Source organism: Klebsiella sp. Shm-1 (genome assembly GCF_040804525.1).
Classification (GTDB): Bacteria; Pseudomonadota; Gammaproteobacteria; order Enterobacterales; family Enterobacteriaceae; genus Klebsiella; species Klebsiella pneumoniae.
The window spans coordinates 21,418-42,800 of the sequence record NZ_CP161824.1; the positions used below are offsets into that span (position 1 = coordinate 21,418).

The 21,383-nt window shown below is 56.5% G+C and carries 8 protein-coding genes and 2 pseudogenes; 9 read left to right on the top strand and 1 reads right to left on the bottom strand.

Annotation, left to right across the window (positions count from 1 at the left end; translation table 11 throughout):
• Positions 1 to 66 precede the first annotated feature (66 nt).
• The 7 genes and pseudogenes from irp1 to AB1E37_RS25635 form a co-directional block, all read left to right on the top strand.
• Entirely contained in the window at positions 67 to 9,558 is a 9,492-nt protein-coding gene (irp1, locus tag AB1E37_RS25605; protein WP_075647613.1) for a yersiniabactin polyketide synthase HMWP1, read from the top strand.
• A complete protein-coding gene (gene ybtU / locus AB1E37_RS25610) occupies positions 9,555 to 10,655 on the top strand; it encodes a yersiniabactin biosynthesis oxidoreductase YbtU (protein ID WP_000982866.1) in 1,101 nt (366 codons plus the stop codon). The genes irp1 and ybtU overlap by 4 nt, the downstream gene beginning before the upstream one ends.
• Positions 10,652 to 11,455 (top strand): yersiniabactin biosynthesis thioesterase YbtT, encoded by an 804-nt coding sequence (gene ybtT, locus AB1E37_RS25615; RefSeq protein WP_000194284.1) that lies wholly within the window; start codon positions 10,652 to 10,654, stop codon positions 11,453 to 11,455. Before ybtU ends, ybtT begins: the two co-directional genes overlap by 4 nt.
• A gap of 3 nt (positions 11,456 to 11,458) precedes the next feature.
• Entirely contained in the window at positions 11,459 to 13,036 is a 1,578-nt protein-coding gene (gene ybtE, locus AB1E37_RS25620; protein WP_048264973.1) for a yersiniabactin biosynthesis salycil-AMP ligase YbtE, read from the top strand.
• A gap of 130 nt (positions 13,037 to 13,166) precedes the next feature.
• On the top strand, positions 13,167 to 15,188 hold the full coding sequence (gene fyuA / locus AB1E37_RS25625) for a siderophore yersiniabactin receptor FyuA (protein ID WP_048264972.1): 2,022 nt from the start codon (positions 13,167 to 13,169) through the stop codon (positions 15,186 to 15,188).
• 144 nt (positions 15,189 to 15,332) lie between these two features.
• Positions 15,333 to 18,251 (top strand): annotated as a pseudogene (locus AB1E37_RS25630) (Tn3 family transposase); the annotation flags it as partial.
• 46 nt (positions 18,252 to 18,297) lie between these two features.
• Positions 18,298 to 18,495: pseudogene (locus AB1E37_RS25635) on the top strand (IS630 family transposase); the annotation flags it as partial.
• A gap of 57 nt (positions 18,496 to 18,552) precedes the next feature.
• Here AB1E37_RS25635 and AB1E37_RS25640 read toward each other — a convergent pair.
• Positions 18,553 to 18,975 carry an Lrp/AsnC family transcriptional regulator gene (locus AB1E37_RS25640; protein ID WP_048264970.1) on the bottom strand — a complete coding sequence of 141 codons (423 nt, stop codon included), beginning with the start codon at positions 18,973 to 18,975 and terminating at the stop codon, positions 18,553 to 18,555.
• A gap of 124 nt (positions 18,976 to 19,099) precedes the next feature.
• Here AB1E37_RS25640 and AB1E37_RS25645 point away from each other — a divergent pair, with 124 nt between their 5' ends.
• Together AB1E37_RS25645 and ctlX are read left to right on the top strand one after the other, a co-directional pair.
• Complete coding sequence (locus AB1E37_RS25645) at positions 19,100 to 20,113, top strand: ornithine cyclodeaminase (RefSeq protein WP_053065131.1); 1,014 nt, start codon at positions 19,100 to 19,102, stop codon at positions 20,111 to 20,113.
• Between the two features lie 22 nt (positions 20,114 to 20,135).
• A complete protein-coding gene (gene ctlX, locus AB1E37_RS25650; RefSeq protein WP_048264969.1) occupies positions 20,136 to 21,053 on the top strand; it encodes a citrulline utilization hydrolase CtlX in 918 nt (305 codons plus the stop codon).
• Positions 21,054 to 21,383: the final 330 nt, after the last annotated feature.

The following is a 21,383-nucleotide window of genomic DNA, read 5'->3' on the forward strand; positions in this document are numbered from 1 at the left end:
CCGGAACGCCATCGCGAACGCATGGCGTTCCATTGACTTTGTGAATCTTAGGAAACGGGACCGATTATGGATAACTTGCGCTTCTCTTCTGCGCCGACAGCAGATTCCATTGATGCATCGATCGCTCAACACTACCCGGACTGCGAACCTGTCGCGGTTATCGGCTACGCCTGCCATTTTCCTGAATCGCCGGATGGCGAAACGTTCTGGCAAAATCTGCTGGAAGGTCGTGAATGCAGCCGACGCTTTACGCGCGAAGAGCTTCTGGCCGTCGGTCTGGATGCCGCCATCATTGACGATCCTCATTATGTCAATATCGGTACGGTGTTAGACAACGCCGACTGCTTCGACGCCACCCTGTTTGGCTATTCGCGACAGGAAGCGGAGTCGATGGACCCGCAGCAGCGCCTATTTTTGCAGGCGATCTGGCATGCGCTGGAACATGCCGGTTATGCCCCCGGCGCCGTCCCCCATAAGACCGGCGTTTTCGCCTCTTCCCGGATGAGTACCTACCCCGGTCGCGAAGCATTGAACGTGACAGAAGTCGCGCAGGTAAAAGGTCTGCAATCTCTGATGGGCAATGATAAAGACTATATTGCCACCCGCGCCGCGTACAAACTCAACCTGCACGGCCCGGCGTTATCGGTACAGACCGCCTGCTCCAGCTCGCTGGTTGCCGTGCATCTGGCCTGTGAAAGCCTGCGCGCAGGCGAATCCGATATGGCGGTTGCCGGCGGCGTGGCGCTCTCTTTCCCCCAGCAGGCAGGCTACCGCTATCAGCCCGGAATGATTTTCTCTCCTGATGGTCACTGTCGTCCCTTTGACGCCTCGGCTGAGGGCACCTGGGCCGGTAACGGTCTCGGCTGCGTGGTGCTGCGTCGCCTGAGAGACGCGCTGCTGTCAGGCGATCCGATTATCTCGGTGATCCTCTCCAGCGCGGTCAACAACGACGGCAACAGAAAGGTCGGCTATACCGCCCCTTCCGTCGCAGGGCAACAGGCAGTCATCGAAGAGGCGTTAATGCTGGCGGCCATCGACGACAGGCAGGTAGGTTACATTGAAACCCACGGCACCGGCACACCGCTGGGCGACGCGATTGAAATTGAAGCGTTACGCAACGTCTATGCGCCTCGCCCGCAGGATCAGCGCTGTGCGCTCGGTTCCGTGAAAAGTAACATGGGCCATCTGGATACCGCGGCGGGCATTGCCGGACTGCTGAAAACCGTTCTGGCAGTCAGTCGCGGGCAAATTCCTCCCTTACTGAATTTTCACACCCCCAACCCGGCGCTGAAACTTGAAGAGAGCCCCTTTACCATACCGGTGTCGGCACAGGCATGGCAGGACGAAATGCGCTATGCGGGCGTCTCCTCCTTTGGTATTGGCGGCACCAACTGCCATATGATCGTCGCCTCGCTGCCCGAAGCGCTCAACGCGCGCCTCCCCAATACGGATAGCGGCAGAAAAAGTACCGCGCTGCTGCTCAGCGCCGCCAGCGACAGCGCGTTGCGGCGGCTGGCGACAGATTATGCCTGGGCGCTGAGAGAGAATGCGGATGCCAGCTCTCTGGCCTTCACAGCCCTGCACGCGCGCCGTCTCGATCTCCCCTTCCGCCTGGCGGCGCCATTAAACCGTGAAACCGCCGAGGCGCTCAGCGCCTGGGCCGGTGAGAAATCGGGGGGGCTGGTTTACAGCGGCCACGGCGCCAGCGGCAAGCAGGTGTGGCTGTTTACCGGCCAGGGCTCGCACTGGCGCACTATGGGTCAAACGATGTACCAGCACTCAACGGCGTTTGCCGACACGCTGGATCGCTGTTTTTCCGCCTGTAGCGAAATGCTCACGCCGTCACTGCGCGAAGCGATGTTTAACCCCGATTCGGCGCAGCTGGACAATATGGCCTGGGCGCAGCCGGCGATTGTCGCGTTTGAAATCGCGATGGCGGCGCACTGGCGTGCTGAAGGACTGAGGCCAGACTTCGCCATTGGGCATTCCGTCGGTGAATTTGCCGCTGCCGTTGTCTGCGGACACTATACGATTGAACAGGTCATGCCACTGGTTTGTCGGCGCGGCGCGCTAATGCAGCAGTGCGCAAGCGGCGCGATGGTGGCGGTATTTGCAGACGAAGACACGCTGATGCAGCTGGCTCGCCAGTTTGAGCTGGATCTCGCCGCCAACAACGGTACGCAACATACGGTATTTTCCGGGCCGGAAGCCCATCTCGCGGTATTTTGCGCCACGCTCTCGCAGCATGACATTAACTATCGTCGCCTGAGCGTAACCGGTGCGGCGCACTCCGCTTTACTGGAGCCGATACTCGATCGGTTCCAGGACGCCTGCGCGGGACTGCACGCGGAGCCGGGGCAAATACCGATTATTTCCACGCTCACCGCCGACGTCATTGATGAGTCAACGCTCAACCAGGCGGATTACTGGCGCCGACACATGCGCCAGCCGGTGCGTTTTATCCAGAGTATTCAGGTGGCGCATCAGCTCGGCGCCCGCGTTTTTCTGGAGATGGGGCCCGATGCCCAGTTGGTTGCTTGCGGGCAGCGCGAATACCGCGATAACGCATACTGGATAGCCAGCGCCCGGCGTAACAAAGAGGCGAGCGATGTCCTCAATCAGGCCCTGCTCCAGCTTTACGCTGCCGGCGTCGCCCTACCGTGGGCCGACCTGCTGGCGGGCGATGGACAACGTATCGCTGCGCCATGTTATCCGTTTGATACTGAGCGTTACTGGAAAGAGCGCGTCTCCCCGGCCTGCGAGCCTGCCGACGCAGCGCTGTCTGCCGGGCTGGAGGTGGCGAGTCGCGCCGCGACAGCGCTCGATCTCCCTCGCCTGGAAGCGCTTAAACAGTGCGCCACGCGACTGCACGCCATCTACGTCGATCAACTGGTACAACGCTGTACCGGCGATGCCATTGAGAACGGCGTGGACGCCATGACCATCATGCGCCGTGGACGTCTGCTGCCCCGCTACCAGCAGCTACTCCAGCGCCTGCTGAATAACTGCGTGGTCGACGGCGATTACCGCTGCACCGACGGGCGATACGTCCGCGCCCGCCCCATTGAACATCAACAGCGGGAATCACTGCTGACGGAACTTGCCGGTTATTGTGAAGGTTTTCAGGCTATTCCCGACACCATCGCCCGTGCCGGCGATCGGTTATATGAAATGATGAGCGGCGCGGAAGAACCGGTGGCGATTATCTTCCCGCAAAGCGCCTCCGACGGCGTGGAAGTGCTGTATCAGGAATTCAGCTTTGGCCGCTATTTCAACCAAATCGCCGCCGGGGTATTACGCGGCATTGTCCAGACGCGCCAGCCCCGCCAGCCGTTGCGTATTCTTGAAGTTGGCGGCGGAACCGGCGGCACCACCGCGTGGCTGCTGCCGGAACTCAACGGCGTTCCGGCACTGGAGTACCATTTCACCGATATCTCGGCGCTGTTCACCCGTCGCGCCCAGCAGAAATTCGCCGACTATGATTTTGTGAAGTATAGCGAGCTGGATCTCGAAAAAGAGGCGCAGTCTCAGGGTTTCCAGGCACAGTCTTACGATCTTATCGTGGCAGCGAACGTGATTCACGCCACCCGCCATATTGGCCGCACGCTCGATAATCTGCGCCCCCTGCTCAAGCCGGGCGGGCGCCTGCTGATGCGCGAAATCACCCAGCCAATGCGTCTGTTTGACTTCGTTTTCGGCCCGCTGGTTCTTCCGCTACAGGATCTCGACGCCCGCGAAGGTGAGTTATTCCTCACCACCGCTCAGTGGCAACAACAGTGCCGCCACGCCGGATTCAGCAAAGTGGCGTGGCTACCGCAGGATGGCAGCCCGACCGCCGGGATGAGCGAACATATCATTCTCGCCACGCTGCCCGGTCAGGCGGTTAGCGCCGTAACATTCACCGCGCCATCAGAACCCGTGTTGGGGCAGGCGCTGACGGATAACGGTGATTATCTCGCCGACTGGTCTGATTGCGCAGGTCAGCCCGAACGGTTTAACGCCCGCTGGCAGGAGGCCTGGCGTCTGCTTTCACAGCGTCATGGCGACGCTCTGCCTGTGGAACCGCCCCCCGTCGCCGCCCCGGAGTGGCTGGGAAAGGTTCGCTTAAGCTGGCAAAACGAAGCATTTTCCCGCGGTCAGATGCGCGTTGAAGCCCGTCATCCTGCTGGCGAGTGGCTGCCGCTATCGCCCGCCGCGCCTCTTCCTGCGCCGCAGACGCATTATCAATGGCGCTGGACGCCCCTCAACGTCGCCAGCATTGACCATCCGCTTACCTTTAGCTTCAGCGCCGGTACGCTTGCGCGCAGCGACGAGCTGGCGCAATACGGCATCATTCACGATCCGCACGCCTCTTCGCGACTGATGATTGTTGAGGAGAGCGAGGATACGCTGGCCTTAGCGGAGAAAGTGATAGCAGCGCTCACCGCCAGCGCAGCCGGATTGATTGTGGTTACTCGCCGCGCGTGGCGAGTCGAGGAAAATGAAGCACTCTCTGCATCCCATCACGCGCTATGGGCCTTGCTTCGCGTCGCGGCCAACGAACAGCCGGAACGGTTGCTTGCCGCCATCGATCTCGCCGAAAACACCCCGTGGGAAACGCTGCATCAAGGGTTGAGCGCAGTCTCACTATCACAGCGCTGGCTCGCCGCACGGGGTGACACCCTTTGGCTCCCTTCACTGGCGCCCAATACGGGATGCGCCGCTGAATTACCGGCAAACGTGTTTACCGGCGATAGCCGCTGGCATCTGGTGACCGGAGCGTTTGGCGGATTAGGCCGCCTTGCCGTGAACTGGCTCAGAGAAAAAGGGGCGCGACGCATCGCCCTGCTGGCGCCGCGCGTGGATGAGTCATGGCTACGCGACGTGGAGGGCGGGCAGACGCGCGTCTGCCGTTGTGATGTGGGCGATGCCGGGCAACTGGCCACGGTTCTTGACGATCTGGCGGCCAACGGCGGCATTGCCGGAGCGATTCATGCCGCTGGCGTATTGGCTGACGCGCCCTTGCAGGAGCTTGATGACCACCAGCTGGCTGCCGTTTTCGCGGTAAAAGCGCAGGCGGCAAGCCAGCTGTTGCAAACCCTGCGCAACCACGACGGACGCTATCTTATTCTCTACTCTTCCGCTGCCGCCACCCTCGGCGCGCCGGGTCAGAGCGCCCATGCGCTGGCCTGCGGCTACCTGGACGGGCTGGCCCAGCAGTTTTCCACCCTTGATGCGCCGAAAACGCTCTCTGTCGCCTGGGGCGCATGGGGAGAAAGCGGTCGGGCGGCCACGCCGGAAATGCTGGCGACGCTCGCCAGCCGAGGTATGGGCGCGTTAAGCGATGCCGAAGGCTGCTGGCACCTGGAACAGGCGGTGATGCGCGGCGCCCCGTGGCGACTGGCGATGCACGTTTTTACCGACAAAATGCCCCCGTTACAACAGGCTCTGTTTAACATCAGCGCCACAGAAAAAGCCGCAACGCCGGTCATTCCTCCTGCTGATGACAACGCCTTTAACGGCAGCCTGAGCGATGAAACAGCGGTGATGGCATGGCTGAAAAAGCGGATTGCGGTTCAGCTAAGGCTGAGCGATCCGGCGTCACTGCATCCAAACCAGGATCTGTTGCAACTCGGCATGGACTCGCTGCTCTTCCTTGAACTCAGTAGCGATATTCAGCACTACCTGGGCGTACGCATCAATGCGGAACGGGCGTGGCAGGATCTGTCTCCTCATGGACTCACGCAGCTTATCTGTTCTAAGCCAGAGGCGACGCCTGCCGCTTCGCAGCCGGAAGTGTTGCGGCACGACGCCGACGAGCGTTATGCGCCCTTCCCTTTGACGCCCATTCAGCACGCCTACTGGCTGGGGCGAACCCACCTCATTGGCTATGGCGGCGTCGCCTGTCACGTCCTGTTTGAGTGGGATAAACGCCACGATGAGTTCGATCTCGCCATACTGGAGAAAGCATGGAACCAGCTCATCGCACGCCACGATATGTTGCGTATGGTGGTTGATGCCGACGGGCAGCAGCGAATCCTGGCGACAACGCCGGAGTATCACATCCCGCGTGACGATCTGCGCGCGCTTTCCCCGGAAGAACAGCGCATCGCGCTGGAAAAACGGCGGCATGAACTGAGCTATCGCGTTTTGCCTGCCGACCAGTGGCCTCTTTTTGAGCTGGTGGTCAGCGAAATCGACGATTGCCATTACCGTCTGCATATGAACCTCGACCTTTTGCAGTTTGATGTGCAGAGTTTTAAAGTCATGATGGACGACCTGGCGCAGGTCTGGCGCGGTGAAACGCTGGCGCCGCTCGCTATTACCTTCCGTGATTATGTGATGGCTGAACAGGCGCGCCGACAGACATCGGCATGGCACGATGCCTGGGATTACTGGCAGGAAAAACTGCCGCAACTGCCCTTAGCGCCAGAGCTGCCGGTGGTTGAGACGCCCCCGGAAACGCCACACTTCACCACCTTCAAATCGACGATCGGCAAGACAGAATGGCAGGCCGTGAAACAGCGCTGGCAGCAGCAAGGCGTCACACCGTCTGCCGCGCTGCTCACGCTGTTTGCCGCCACCCTTGAGCGCTGGAGTCGTACCACAACATTTACGCTGAACCTGACGTTCTTCAATCGCCAGCCGATCCATCCGCAAATCAACCAGTTGATTGGTGATTTTACCTCCGTCACGCTGGTTGATTTTAACTTCTCAGCGCCGGTGACGTTGCAAGAGCAGATGCAACAGACCCAACAGCGCCTCTGGCAAAACATGGCGCACAGTGAAATGAACGGTGTTGAGGTGATCCGTGAGCTGGGCCGCCTGCGCGGATCACAACGTCAACCGCTGATGCCGGTAGTGTTTACCAGTATGCTGGGGATGACGCTGGAAGGCATGACTATCGATCAGGCGATGAGCCATCTGTTCGGCGAACCCTGCTATGTATTCACGCAAACGCCGCAGGTCTGGCTGGATCATCAGGTCATGGAGAGCGACGGCGAGTTGATGTTTAGCTGGTACTGCATGGACAACGTGCTGGAACCCGGCGCTGCCGAGGCGATGTTTAATGACTATTGCGCCATCCTGCAAGCCGTCATCGCCGCCCCTGAAAGCCTGAAGACTCTCGCCAGCGGCATCGCCGGGCACATTCCCCGCCGACGCTGGCCGCTGAACGCGCAGGCGGACTACGACCTGCGGGATATTGAGCAGGCGACGCTCGAATACCCCGGCATCCGGCAGGCCAGAGCGGAAATAACCGAACAGGGCGCGTTGACGCTGGATATCGTGATGGCCGACGATCCGTCGCCATCAGCGGCGATGCCTGATGAGCACGAACTTACCCAACTGGCGCTGCCGTTGCCTGAGCAGGCGCAGCTTGATGAGCTGGAGGCGACCTGGCGCTGGCTGGAGGCGCGTGCGCTACAGGGGATCGCGGCTACGCTAAATCGTCACGGCCTGTTTACCACGCCGGAGATCGCCCATCGCTTTAGCGCAATAGTACAGGCGCTGTCCGCGCAAGCGTCTCACCAGCGTCTGCTGCGCCAGTGGCTACAGTGTCTGACGGAAAGAGAGTGGTTAATCCGCGAAGGTGAAAGCTGGCGCTGCCGCATTCCGCTCAGCGAGATTCCTGAGCCTCAGGAAGCGTGCCCGCAAAGCCAATGGAGCCAGGCGCTGGCCCAGTATCTGGAAACCTGCATCGCCCGGCACGACGCCCTCTTCTCCGGGCAGTGTTCTCCGCTGGAATTGCTGTTCAACGAGCAGCATCGCGTTACCGACGCGCTGTATCGCGACAACCCCGCCAGCGCCTGTCTGAATCGCTATACCGCGCAGATTGCCGCCTTGTGCAGCGCAGAACGGATTCTGGAGGTTGGCGCCGGAACCGCAGCCACTACCGCGCCGGTGCTGAAGGCCACGCGGAACACGCGGCAGTCGTACCACTTCACGGACGTCTCCGCGCAGTTCCTCAATGACGCCAGAGCCCGTTTCCATGATGAATCGCAGGTGTCTTATGCCTTGTTCGACATCAACCAGCCGCTGGATTTCACCGCCCACCCGGAGGCGGGTTACGACCTGATCGTTGCCGTCAATGTGCTCCACGACGCCAGCCATGTCGTCCAGACGTTGCGCAGATTAAAACTGTTGCTGAAAGCCGGCGGACGTTTGCTGATCGTTGAAGCGACGGAGCGAAACAGCGTATTCCAGCTGGCGAGCGTGGGCTTTATTGAGGGATTAAGCGGATACCGCGATTTCCGCCGCCGGGATGAGAAACCGATGCTCACCCGCTCCGCATGGCAGGAGGTTCTCGTTCAGGCCGGGTTTGCAAACGAGCTGGCGTGGCCCGCGCAGGAATCGTCGCCGCTGCGCCAGCATCTGCTGGTGGCGCGTTCGCCTGGCGTAAATCGCCCGGATAAAAAAGCCGTGAGCCGCTATTTACAGCAGCGCTTTGGCACCGGTCTGCCCATTTTACAGATCCGGCAAAGAGAAGCGTTATTTACGCCGCTGCATGCCCCGTCTGATGCGCCGACTGAGCCAGCCAAACCCACGCCAGTTGCCGGGGGGAATCCGGCGCTGGAAAAACAGGTGGCTGAACTCTGGCAATCGCTGCTGTCTCGCCCCGTGGCAAGGCATCACGACTTTTTCGAACTGGGCGGCGACAGCCTGATGGCGACAAGGATGGTCGCGCAGCTAAACCGGAGAGGGATTGCCAGGGCTAACCTTCAGGATCTGTTCAGCCATTCGACGCTGAGCGACTTCTGCGCCCATCTACAGGCGGCTACGTCAGGAGAGGACAACCCGATACCCCTTTGCCAGGGCGACGGTGAGGAAACCCTGTTTGTCTTCCACGCTTCAGACGGCGATATCAGCGCCTGGCTGCCGCTCGCTAGCGCGTTGAACAGGCGCGTTTTCGGCCTGCAAGCAAAATCGCCGCAGCGCTTTGCCACGCTCGACCAGATGATCGATGAGTATGTCGGGTGCATCCGTCGTCAGCAGCCTCACGGCCCTTATGTGCTGGCGGGTTGGTCGTATGGCGCGTTTCTTGCGGCGGGCGCCGCACAGCGCCTGTACGCCAAAGGCGAGCAGGTTCGGATGGTGTTAATCGATCCCGTGTGCCGACAGGATTTCTGTTGCGAAAACCGGGCGGCCCTGCTGCGCCTGTTAGCCGAAGGACAAACGCCTCTGGCACTGCCCGAACATTTCGACCAGCAGACGCCCGACAGCCAGCTTGCCGGCTTTATCAGCCTCGCTAAAACGGCCGGTATGGTGTCGCAAAACCTGACGCTGCAAGCGGCAGAAACGTGGTTCGACAACATCGCGCATCTGCTGCGTTTACTGACTGAGCATACGCCGGGCGAAAGCGTTCCGGTCCCCTGTCTCATGGTGTATGCCGCCGGGAGACCCGCGCGCTGGACGCCAGCAGAAACCGAGTGGCAGGGCTGGATAAACAACGCCGACGACGCTGTGATTGAAGCCAGCCACTGGCAAATCATGATGGAAGCCCCCCACGTTCAGGCTTGTGCGCAACACATTACGCGCTGGCTTTGCGCAACCTCAACGCAACCGGAGAACACGTTATGATGCCGTCCGCCTCCCCAAAACAACGCGTACTGATTGTGGGCGCCAAATTTGGCGAAATGTACCTGAATGCCTTTATGCAGCCCCCGGAGGGGCTGGAACTGGTCGGCCTGCTGGCGCAGGGAAGCGCCCGTTCAAGAGAGCTGGCTCATGCGTTTGGCATTCCGCTGTATACCTCGCCGGAACAGATAACCAGGATGCCGGATATCGCCTGTATTGTCGTGCGTTCGACCGTCGCCGGAGGAACCGGTACGCAGCTTGCCAGACACTTTCTGACGCGCGGCGTACACGTCATTCAGGAGCATCCCCTCCACCCGGATGACATCAGTTCCTTACAAACGCTGGCGCAGGAACAGGGCTGCTGCTATTGGGTAAACACGTTTTATCCGCATACGCGCGCGGGACGCACATGGCTTCGCGATGCGCAGCAGCTGCGTCGCTGCCTGGCTAAGACGCCGCCGGTAGTCCACGCCACCACCAGCCGACAGTTGCTCTACTCCACTCTGGATTTGTTGTTGCTGGCTCTGGGCGTTGATGCCGCCGCCGTGGAGTGCGACGTGGTTGGCAGCTTTAGCGATTTTCACTGTCTGAGACTCTTCTGGCCGGAGGGAGAAGCCTGCCTGCTGCTTCAGCGCTATCTCGATCCTGACGATCCAGATATGCATAGCCTTATCATGCACCGCCTGCTGCTGGGCTGGCCGGAAGGTCATCTTTCGCTGGAGGCGAGCTACGGCCCCGTCATCTGGTCATCCAGCCTGTTTGTCGCAGACCATCAGGAGAACGCCCACAGCCTCTACCGCAGACCGGAGATCCTGCGCGATCTGCCGGGTCTGACGCGCAGCGCGGCGCCCCTGAGCTGGCGCGACTGCTGCGAAACCGTCGGGCCGGAGGGCGTCAGCTGGTTGCTACACCAGTTGCGCAGCCATCTGGCGGGCGAACATCCACCAGCGGCCTGCCAAAGCGTACATCAGATCGCGTTATCACGTTTATGGCAGCAGATTTTACGTAAGACCGGCAATGCGGAGATCAGACGCCTGACGCCGCCGCACCACGACCGGTTAGCCGGTTTCTACAACGATGATGATAAGGAGGCGCTGTGACGCAATCTGCAATGTGCATCCCGCTGTGGCCCGCCCGGAACGGCAATACTGCGCATCTGGTCATGTGCCCTTTCGCTGGCGGCAGCAGTAGCGCGTTTCGCCACTGGCAAGCTGAGCAACTGGCTGATTGCGCGCTTTCTCTGGTGACCTGGCCGGGGCGCGATCGCCTTCGCCATCTGGAACCGCTCAGAAGCATTACACAACTGGCGGCACTGCTGGCGAACGAGCTGGAAGCATCCGTATCGCCTGACACGCCGCTTTTACTCGCCGGGCACAGCATGGGGGCGCAGGTGGCGTTTGAAACCTGCCGACTTCTGGAGCAACGGGGGCTTGCGCCACAAGGACTGATTATTTCCGGGTGCCATGCCCCGCATCTGCATTCTGAACGCCAGCTCAGCCATCGCGATGATGCCGACTTTATCGCTGAGCTGATAGACATTGGTGGATGTTCTCCTGAACTGCGGGAAAACCAGGAATTAATGTCGCTGTTTCTTCCTCTTCTGCGCGCTGATTTTTACGCCACCGAGAGCTATCACTACGACTCGCCCGACGTCTGTCCGCCGCTGCGCACGCCTGCGCTGTTATTGTGCGGCAGCCACGATCGCGAAGCCTCCTGGCAGCAGGTCGATGCCTGGCGTCAGTGGCTGAGCCCCGTTACAGGCCCGGTGGTGATTGACGGCGATCATTTCTATCCCATTCAACAAGCCCGGTCCTTTTTTACGCAGATTGTCCGCCATTTTCCCCACGCATTTTCTGCAATGACCGCGTTGCAAAAACAGCCCAGTACTTCAGAAAGGTGACGCATGAATTCTTCCTTTGAATCTCTGATTGAACAGTATCCCTTACCCATTGCCGAACAGTTGCGCCACTGGGCGGCCCGTTATGCCTCGCGAATTGCCGTCGTTGATGCAAAGGGGTCGTTAACCTACAGCGCGCTTGATGCACAAGTTGACGAACTTGCCGCAGGTCTGTCATCACTGGGTTTGCGTTCGGGGGAGCATGTAATTGTGCAGCTTCCCAACGACAACGCGTTTGTTACCCTGCTGTTCGCCTTGTTAAGACTGGGCGTTATCCCCGTGCTGGCGATGCCCTCGCAACGGGCGCTGGATATCGACGCGCTGATTGAGCTGGCGCAACCCGTCGCTTACGTTATTCACGGGGAAAACCACGCAGAGCTGGCCCGACAGATGGCGCACAAACACGCCTGCTTGCGTCATGTTCTGGTCGCTGGAGAGACCGTGAGCGACGATTTTACGCCGCTCTTCTCCCTTCACGGTGAGCGACAGGCATGGCCGCAGCCTGATGTTTCCGCCACCGCGTTGTTGTTGCTCTCAGGCGGCACAACCGGCACGCCCAAACTCATCCCGCGCCGACATGCCGACTATAGCTATAACTTCAGCGCTTCTGCTGAACTGTGCGGCATCAGCCAACAGAGCGTGTATCTCGCCGTCCTCCCGGTGGCACATAACTTTCCGCTGGCCTGCCCCGGTATTCTGGGAACGCTTGCCTGCGGCGGAAAAGTGGTGCTGACCGACAGCGCCAGCTGTGATGAGGTGATGCCTTTAATCGCGCAGGAAAGAGTGACTCACGTCGCCCTGGTTCCGGCGCTGGCGCAATTATGGGTGCAGGCCAGGGAGTGGGAAGACAGCGACCTTTCGTCGCTGCGCGTCATTCAGGCAGGCGGCGCCCGGCTCGACCCGACGCTTGCTGAGCAGGTTATCGCCACCTTTGACTGTACCCTGCAACAGGTTTTCGGTATGGCGGAAGGCCTGCTCTGTTTTACCCGGCTGGACGATCCGCATGCCACCATTCTCCACAGCCAGGGGCGCCCGTTGTCCCCTCTGGATGAAATCCGCATCGTTGATCAAGACGAGAACGACGTCGAGCCGGGCGAAACCGGGCAATTGTTAACGCGCGGCCCTTATACCATTTCGGGCTATTACCGCGCCCCTGCCCACAACGCGCAGGCCTTTACCGCGCAAGGGTTTTACCGCACAGGCGACAATGTCAGGCTGGATGAGGTGGGGAACCTGCACGTTGAGGGACGCATAAAAGAGCAGATCAACCGCGCCGGAGAAAAAATAGCCGCGGCTGAAGTGGAATCGGCACTGCTGCGTTTAGCGGAAGTGCAAGATTGCGCGGTGGTCGCCGCGCCGGACACGCTGCTTGGCGAGCGGATTTGCGCGTTTATCATCGCGCAGCAGGTGCCAACTGACTATCAGCAGTTGCGTCAACAACTGACCCGTATGGGGCTCAGCGCGTGGAAAATTCCTGACCAAATCGAGTTTCTGGACCACTGGCCGCTCACCGCCGTCGGCAAGATAGACAAAAAACGCCTGACGGCTCTCGCCGTCGACCGTTATCGCCATTCTGCCCAATAAGCGCAAACCGACCCGAAACAGGTTGAAATAAACCCGTTTCGGGTAGCACCACTATTAGAAATAGTTATCATTTTCAATTCACCATTGTCGGTATTTTTGGCGTTTCGCCGTCTTACAGGGACTCACAACAATGAAAATGACACGGCTTTATCCTCTGGCCTTGGGGGGATTATTGCTCCCCGCCATTGCTAATGCCCAGACTTCACAGCAAGACGAAAGCACGCTGGTGGTTACCGCCAGTAAACAATCTTCCCGCTCGGCATCAGCCAACAACGTCTCGTCTACTGTTGTCAGCACGCCGGAATTAAGCGACGCCGGCGTCACCGCCAGCGACAAACTCCCCAGAGTCTTGCCCGGGCTCAATATTGAAAATAGCGGCAACATGCTTTTTTCGACGATCTCGCTACGCGGCGTCTCTTCAGCGCAGGACTTCTATAACCCCGCCGTCACCCTGTATGTCGATGGCGTCCCTCAGCTTTCCACCAACACCATCCAGGCGCTTACCGATGTGCAAAGCGTGGAGTTGCTGCGAGGCCCACAGGGAACGTTATATGGCAAAAGCGCTCAGGGCGGGATCATCAACATCGTCACCCAGCAGCCGGACAGCACGCCGCGCGGCTATATTGAAGGCGGCGTCAGTAGCCGCGACAGTTATCGAAGTAAGTTCAACCTGAGCGGCCCCATTCAGGATGGCCTGCTGTACGGCAGCGTCACCCTGTTACGCCAGGTTGATGACGGCGACATGATTAACCCCGCGACGGGAAGCGATGACTTAGGCGGCACCCGCGCCAGCATAGGGAATGTGAAACTGCGTCTGGCGCCGGACGATCAGCCCTGGGAAATGGGCTTTGCCGCCTCACGCGAATGTACCCGCGCCACCCAGGACGCCTATGTGGGATGGAATGATATTAAGGGCCGTAAGCTGTCGATCAGCGATGGTTCACCAGACCCGTACATGCGGCGCTGCACTGACAGCCAGACCCTGAGTGGGAAATACACCACCGATGACTGGGTTTTCAACCTGATCAGCGCCTGGCAGCAGCAGCATTATTCGCGCACCTTCCCTTCCGGTTCGTTAATCGTCAATATGCCTCAGCGCTGGAATCAGGATGTGCAGGAGCTGCGCGCCGCAACCCTGGGCGATGCGCGTACCGTTGATATGGTGTTTGGGCTGTACCGGCAGAACACCCGCGAGAAGTTAAATTCAGCCTACGACATGCCGACAATGCCTTATTTAAGCAGTACCGGCTATACCACCGCTGAAACGCTGGCCGCATACAGTGACCTGACCTGGCATTTAACCGATCGTTTTGATATCGGCGGCGGCGTGCGCTTCTCGCATGATAAATCCAGTACACAATATCACGGCAGCATGCTCGGCAACCCGTTTGGCGACCAGGGTAAGAGCAATGACGATCAGGTGCTCGGGCAGCTATCCGCAGGCTATATGCTGACCGATGACTGGAGAGTGTATACCCGTGTAGCCCAGGGATATAAACCTTCCGGGTACAACATCGTGCCTACTGCGGGTCTTGATGCCAAACCGTTCGTCGCCGAGAAATCCATCAACTATGAACTTGGCACCCGCTACGAAACCGCTGACGTCACGCTGCAAGCCGCGACGTTTTATACCCACACCAAAGACATGCAGCTTTACTCTGGCCCGGTCGGGATGCAGACATTAAGCAATGCGGGTAAAGCCGACGCCACCGGCGTTGAGCTTGAAGCGAAGTGGCGGTTTGCGCCAGGCTGGTCATGGGATATCAATGGCAACGTGATCCGTTCCGAATTCACCAATGACAGTGAGTTGTATCACGGTAACCGGGTGCCGTTCGTACCACGTTATGGCGCGGGAAGCAGCGTGAACGGCGTGATTGATACGCGCTATGGCGCACTGATGCCCCGACTGGCGGTTAATCTGGTCGGGCCGCATTATTTCGATGGCGACAACCAGTTGCGGCAAGGCACCTATGCCACCCTGGACAGCAGCCTGGGCTGGCAGGCGACTGAACGGATGAACATTTCCGTCTATGTCGATAACCTGTTCGACCGTCGTTACCGTACCTATGGCTACATGAACGGCAGCAGCGCCGTCGCGCAGGTCAATATGGGTCGCACCGTCGGTATCAATACGCGAATTGATTTCTTCTGATTATTGTAAAAGGGATACCGAAAAGGTATCCCTTTTACACCACTAGTTAAAACCAGTAACTCAGCAGAGTCGCAAAAAATATTAATCCATAGTGATTATTTAAACAATGAAATTGCGATTAGGACAAATAGATTTAGCTTTCTTCATCTTGATGAACGGGATCTTGCTTTCATTAACCAGCGGCGGGGAAGGCATAACCGGCTGGGAATAGCGCTTCAGCTTACCAGCGCCCGTTTTCTGGGCACCTTTCTGACAGATTTAACCCGGGTTCTGCCGGGTGTTCAGCAATTTGTTGCGGTGCAGCTTAATATCCGCCGTCCGGAAGTCCTCACCCGCTACGCTGAACGGGATACCACACTCAGAGAGCATACTGCGCTGATTAAGGAATATTACGGTTACCATGAATTTGGCGATTTTCCCTGGTCTTTCCGCCTGAAGCGCCTGCTGTACACCCGGGCATGGCTCAGTAATGAGCGACCCGGCCTGATGTTTGATTTTGCCACCGCGTGGCTGCTTCAGAATAAGGTCCTGCTGCCCGGAGCAACCACACTTGTTCGTCTCGTCAGTGAAATACGCGAACGGGCAAATCAGCGGCTGTGGAAGAAACTGGCCGCGTTGCCGGACAGCTGGCAGACCGCCCGCGTGACGGAACTGCTGGACATTCCTGAGGGGCAAGGAATTTCACCGCTGGAACAACTGAAAAAGGGACCAGTCACCGTCAGCGGACCGGCATTTACCGAAGCGCTGGAGCGGTATGTCCGGCTGCGAAACCTTGAGTTTTCCCGGCTGAATTTTACCGGCCTGCCCGCTATACAGCTGCGTAATCTGGCGCGTTACGCAGGTATGGCATCGGTAAAATATATCGCACGCATGCCAGAGCAAAGAAAACTGGCCGTACTCACAGCATTTGTTAAAGCTCAGGAAATAACAGCGCTGGATGAGGCCGTTGATGTGCTCGATATGCTGATACTGGACATCACCCGCGAGGCGAAGAAAACGGGGCAGAAAAAGCGGCTCAGGACGCTTAAAGATCTTGACCGTGCTGCGCTACTGCTGGCGCGGGCATGTTCATTGTTGCTGGATAAGCAGGCTGACGATGCTGAACTGAGGGAGACCATCTTCAGCTGCGTACCGAAAAGCAGGCAGGCAGAATCCGTCAGCAAGGTTAATGAACTTGCCCGCCCTCAGAACAATAACTTCCATGATGAAATGGTGGAGCAGTACGGCCGGGTTAAGCGTTTTCTTCCTGCGGTATTGCGGGATCTGCATTTCCGCGCTGCGCCTGCAGGAGAACATACGCTGGCCGCGATTCATTATCTGACCGAACTGAACGGCCCGAAAAAGCGCATCCTCGATGATGCTCCTGAACATATCATCACCGGCCCCTGGAAACGCCTCGTGTACGATGCGGAAGGCCGGATACAACGCGCCGGTTACTCACTGTGTCTGCTCGAACGCCTTCAGGATGCACTGCGCCGCCGGGACATCTGGCTCGAAAACAGCGATCGCTGGGGAGATCCCCGTGAGAAGCTGTTGCAGGGTGAAGAGTGGCAAGCTCAGCGTATCCCCGTCTGTCGTGCGCTGGGACATCCCACCGATGGGCATAAAGGCGTGCAACAACTGGCCGTTCAGCTGGATGAGACCTGGAAAGCCGTCGCATCCCGATTTGAAGGGAATGCGGAAGTCCATGTTTGCAATGACGGTAAATATCCTTCCCTGACCATTAGTAGCCTGGAGAAACTGGAGGAGCCACAGTCATTGCTTTGTCTCAACAGTCGGGTCAGACAGTTGCTTCCTCCGGTTGATTTGACGGAATTACTGCTTGAAATAGACGCCAGAACAGGATTTACACGGGAATTTATGCATGTCAGTGAGTCCGGAGCACGGGCGCAGGATCTGCACGTCAGCCTGTGTGCGGTCCTGATGGCTGAAGCCTGCAATATCGGACTGGAACCGCTGATAAAGCACAATATACCGGCACTGACCCGCCACCGTCTCAGTTGGGTGAAACAGAATTACCTCCGGGCAGAAACACTGGTCAGCGCCAATGCCTGTCTGGTTGATTTTCAGTCTACGCTGGAGCTTGCCGGGCGCTGGGGCGGTGGCGAAGTGGCGTCAGCCGACGGCATGCGCTTTGTCACGCCGGTGAAAACCGTCAATTCTGGGCCTAACAGAAAATATTTTGGTTCCGGGCGTGGCATCACCTGGTACAACTTCGTCTCTGATCAGTACTCTGGATTCCACGGCATCGTTGTCCCCGGCACATTACGTGATTCCATTTTTGTGCTGGAAGGCCTTCTGGAGCAGCAGACTGGGCTGAATCCGGTTGAGATCATGACAGACACAGCTGGTACCAGCGATATTATTTTTGGCCTGTTCTGGCTGCTGGGATATCAGTTTTCACCCCGGCTTGCCGATGCTGGCGAAGCGATATTCTGGCGAGTGGATAAATCTGCAAACTACGGTGCACTGGATGCGCTGGCGCGAGGATGTGCAGATCTGTCGAAGGTAGAGAACCAGTGGGATGAGATGATGCGAACCGCCGGTTCGCTGAAGCTGGGTACCATTCATGCTTCAGAACTCATTCGCTCTTTGCTCAAAAGCTCGCGCCCATCAGGATTGGCGCAGGCGATTATGGAAGTGGTGCGCGTCAACAAAACGCTGTACCTTCTCAATTATATTGATGATGAAGATTATCGTCGGCGGATCCTGACACAGCTCAACCGGGGAGAAGGCCGCCATGCTGTGGCGCGAGCGATTTGCTACGGGCAACGCGGTGAGATCAGAAAGCGCTATCGTGAAGGGCAGGAAGATCAACTGGGCGCACTGGGCCTGGTCACTAACGCAGTGGTACTGTGGAACACGCTTTATATGCAGGAAGCACTGAGTTGGATGCGCAGTCATGGAGAAGAAACCGGGGATGAAGATATCGCCCGGTTATCCCCACTGATGCACGGGCATATCAATATGCTGGGGCATTATACGTTCACGCTACCGGAGGATATTCTGAAGGGAGAAATGAGGACATTAAATTTCTATTTAAACAATGAATTATCTCCTTAACGTACGTTTTCGTTCCATTGGCCCTCAAACCCCGTATATCTACACCCTGTTATGTTATCTGATAAGGCATTCTCCCGGCGACTTTGGTTACCAACGTTAACGCTGGAGTACACAGCTACTGGCAATAAAAATCAAAGATATAACCGGATGCAGGTTACATGCTGGAACGCTCAGGCGCTGGTTGCTATTGGCTGAATTAGTCTGGCGCAGAGTCGCACCAACCTTGCGTATCCGTGACCCGCTTTAGGATGAAAATTTAGTCCAAATATGGTTTTTGACAGGGATATATTCTAAACCAGTATCACATTTTACGAGTAGAAAGAAGAATACTTGTTTCTGTATTTGCCACCCCAGGGATGCGCCGAATCCCCCCTAAAATCTTGTCAAACTCTTCAAGACTGCGGGTATGAATTTCTACCAGGATATCCCAGCGACCATTGGTTTTATGCAGAGTCGCTATCGCCGGCTCTCCCTGCAATTGCTGGATAATTTTTGGCGCTTTGTTGCCTTCAATTGCAATACTCATCCATGCCCTGATGAGATTCGTCTCTGGTATCTGCCGCGTGAGCACAGTATAGCCGCAGATTGTGCCATTCGATTCCATCTGGTTAAGATGCTTCTGCACAGTCGCACGCGATACACCGATAAGCGCGGCAATTTCGCTAACAGGGATTCGAGCGTTATCTCTTAACAATGTGAGGATCTTACGATCAATGTCACCCATAAACAAATTGCTCCATGGCAATACAACATTTGCTAAAAATTAATGCAATTTGATTCATTTTGTCAACTGTGCACCTGACATAATGATCGTTATTCTGAATGCGAACCAAAACTGAGAAAAAATGATGACAACTTTCATTGATATTTCACATATGCAGCAACTGGTCAGAAAAACCGGCGTGCAGCAATTCATTACTGAACTTACGGGGTTTATTGAGGATGATTATCGGTCCTGGCCTTATTTTCAGAAATGCCCACGTGTCGCAAATCATTCAGCGCTGGGCGTTATTGAACTGATGCCAACTGCCAGTAAAAGCCTCTATGGATTTAAATACGTTAACGGGCATCCGTCGAACGCGGATAAAAATAATTTGACGGTTATGGCATTTGGGGCACTCGCAGAAATAGACACAGGTTACCCTTTGCTGTTAAGTGAACTTACGCTAGCTACTGCGTTACGTACTGCTGCCACATCAGTACTGGCCGCAAAATATCTTGCGCCACATCATGTTAGAACCATGGCAGTGATTGGGAACGGTGCACAAAGCGAATTCCAGATTCTGGCATTCCACACGTTGCTCGGCATTAATCACTTCCGTCTTTACGATATCGATCCCAGAGCTTCCGAAAAACTAAAAAATAATCTTACAGAGTATCAGGCGATTCATCTACACATATCCGATTCGGTGGCAGAAGCAGTTCAAGGCGTGGATATTATCACCACGATCACTGCGGACAAAAAGAATGCCACCATTATCACGCCCGGTATGATATCCGACAATGTATATATAAATGCTGTCGGTGGTGACTGCCCCGGTAAAACGGAAATTCATCCCGATGTCATTAACCGTGCCAGAGTAGTGGTTGAATATGAGCCTCAAAGCAGAATTGAAGGTGAAATTCAAAATATGCCAGCCAGTTTCGCTGTTACCGAACTCTGGAAAATTATTAACGGTAATGTTAATAATAGTGATTTCCAGCACGGGCTGACTGTTTTCGATTCAGTGGGATTTGCCATCGAAGATTTTTCCACCCTGCGCTATATCAGGCATCTGTCTGAAAAATATCGTATTGGTGAAAAAATCGAGTTAGTGCCACAGCCTGCCGATCCTCGTGATTTGTTCAGTTGTATCAAATAACCCTTGTCAGCCCAGGTGAAAAATGCAAACAACCAGTCGTATTTTCATGGTTCGTCCCGCTTCCTTTACCGTTAATCAGGAAACCGCCGTCACAAATTATTTCCAGCAGACCGCGCAAATCCCTGATGCAGCACAATCCCTTGCGCTTGCCGAATTCACCCGCTATGTTGACACCCTGCAACAAGCGGGTATCGACGTACATGTTTTCGACGATCCCACGGGAACGGATACCCCTGATTCGTTGTTCCCCAATAACTGGCTGACGCTGGGTCATCAGGGCGAGGCCATCCTCTACCCAATGGAAGCGCCAAATCGTCGCAAAGAACGAAATCCTGAACTGATCGCCACACTGTCAGAACAATTCACGATTAACCAGGTCATTGATCTTTCCGCGTTTGAGCAACAAGGGGAATTTCTTGAAGGCACGGGGTCGATGGTGTGCGATCACGAGAATAAAATCGCCTGGATTTGTCGCTCTTCGCGAAGTTCGCCGCATGTCATGACGTCGGTAGAAGAAATTACCGGTTACCGCGCAATGTGGTTTAATGCTGACGACCGCAGACAACAACCGATTTATCACACCAATGTAATGATGAGCATCGGCAAAAAATATGCGGTGGTTTGCTTTGAAGCGATCAGAAACCGTCAGGAAGCCGCCGTACTCTATAAAGGGCTACGTCAGGCAGGTAAAGAAATTATCGATATTACCCTGACACAGACAGAAAACTTCTGCGGAAACATTATCGAATTGCATGCCGAAAATAATGGCCATCCCGTTCTGGCGATGTCAAAGAGAGCGTGGCAGGCGTTTACTGACTCTCAGCGGCATATTCTTTCAGATTACGCTACTATTGTCGCTCCGTCTCTGGATATTATTGAACAACTCGGCGGTGGCGGGGCGAGATGTATGGTTGGTGAAATATTCAGCCCACGGCGTTAGAAAAAAATACTCGTGTTAAAAAATGGCGAAATATCGCCATATTTTGTACACATGCAACAAAGCATGTCATGAGTTGACTCCTGTATTTAAATCCAGGGGTTAACAGTCATACATTATTTTTTACAAATAAGTCTTTCGTGCAATGCTGACAAAAAACAGAGTCTTTTAGTGGTTTGTTATATTTCTGCTTAGGTGATTCATTTTGGTGCATTGCACCACTAGTGAGATCCATTGTAGTGCATATTGTTTTTTATTTGCAAGCACGGCATGCATTATTTTTTGATATGCATTTTTGTCGTAATTCCGATGCTCTTAATTATGAATAGTGAA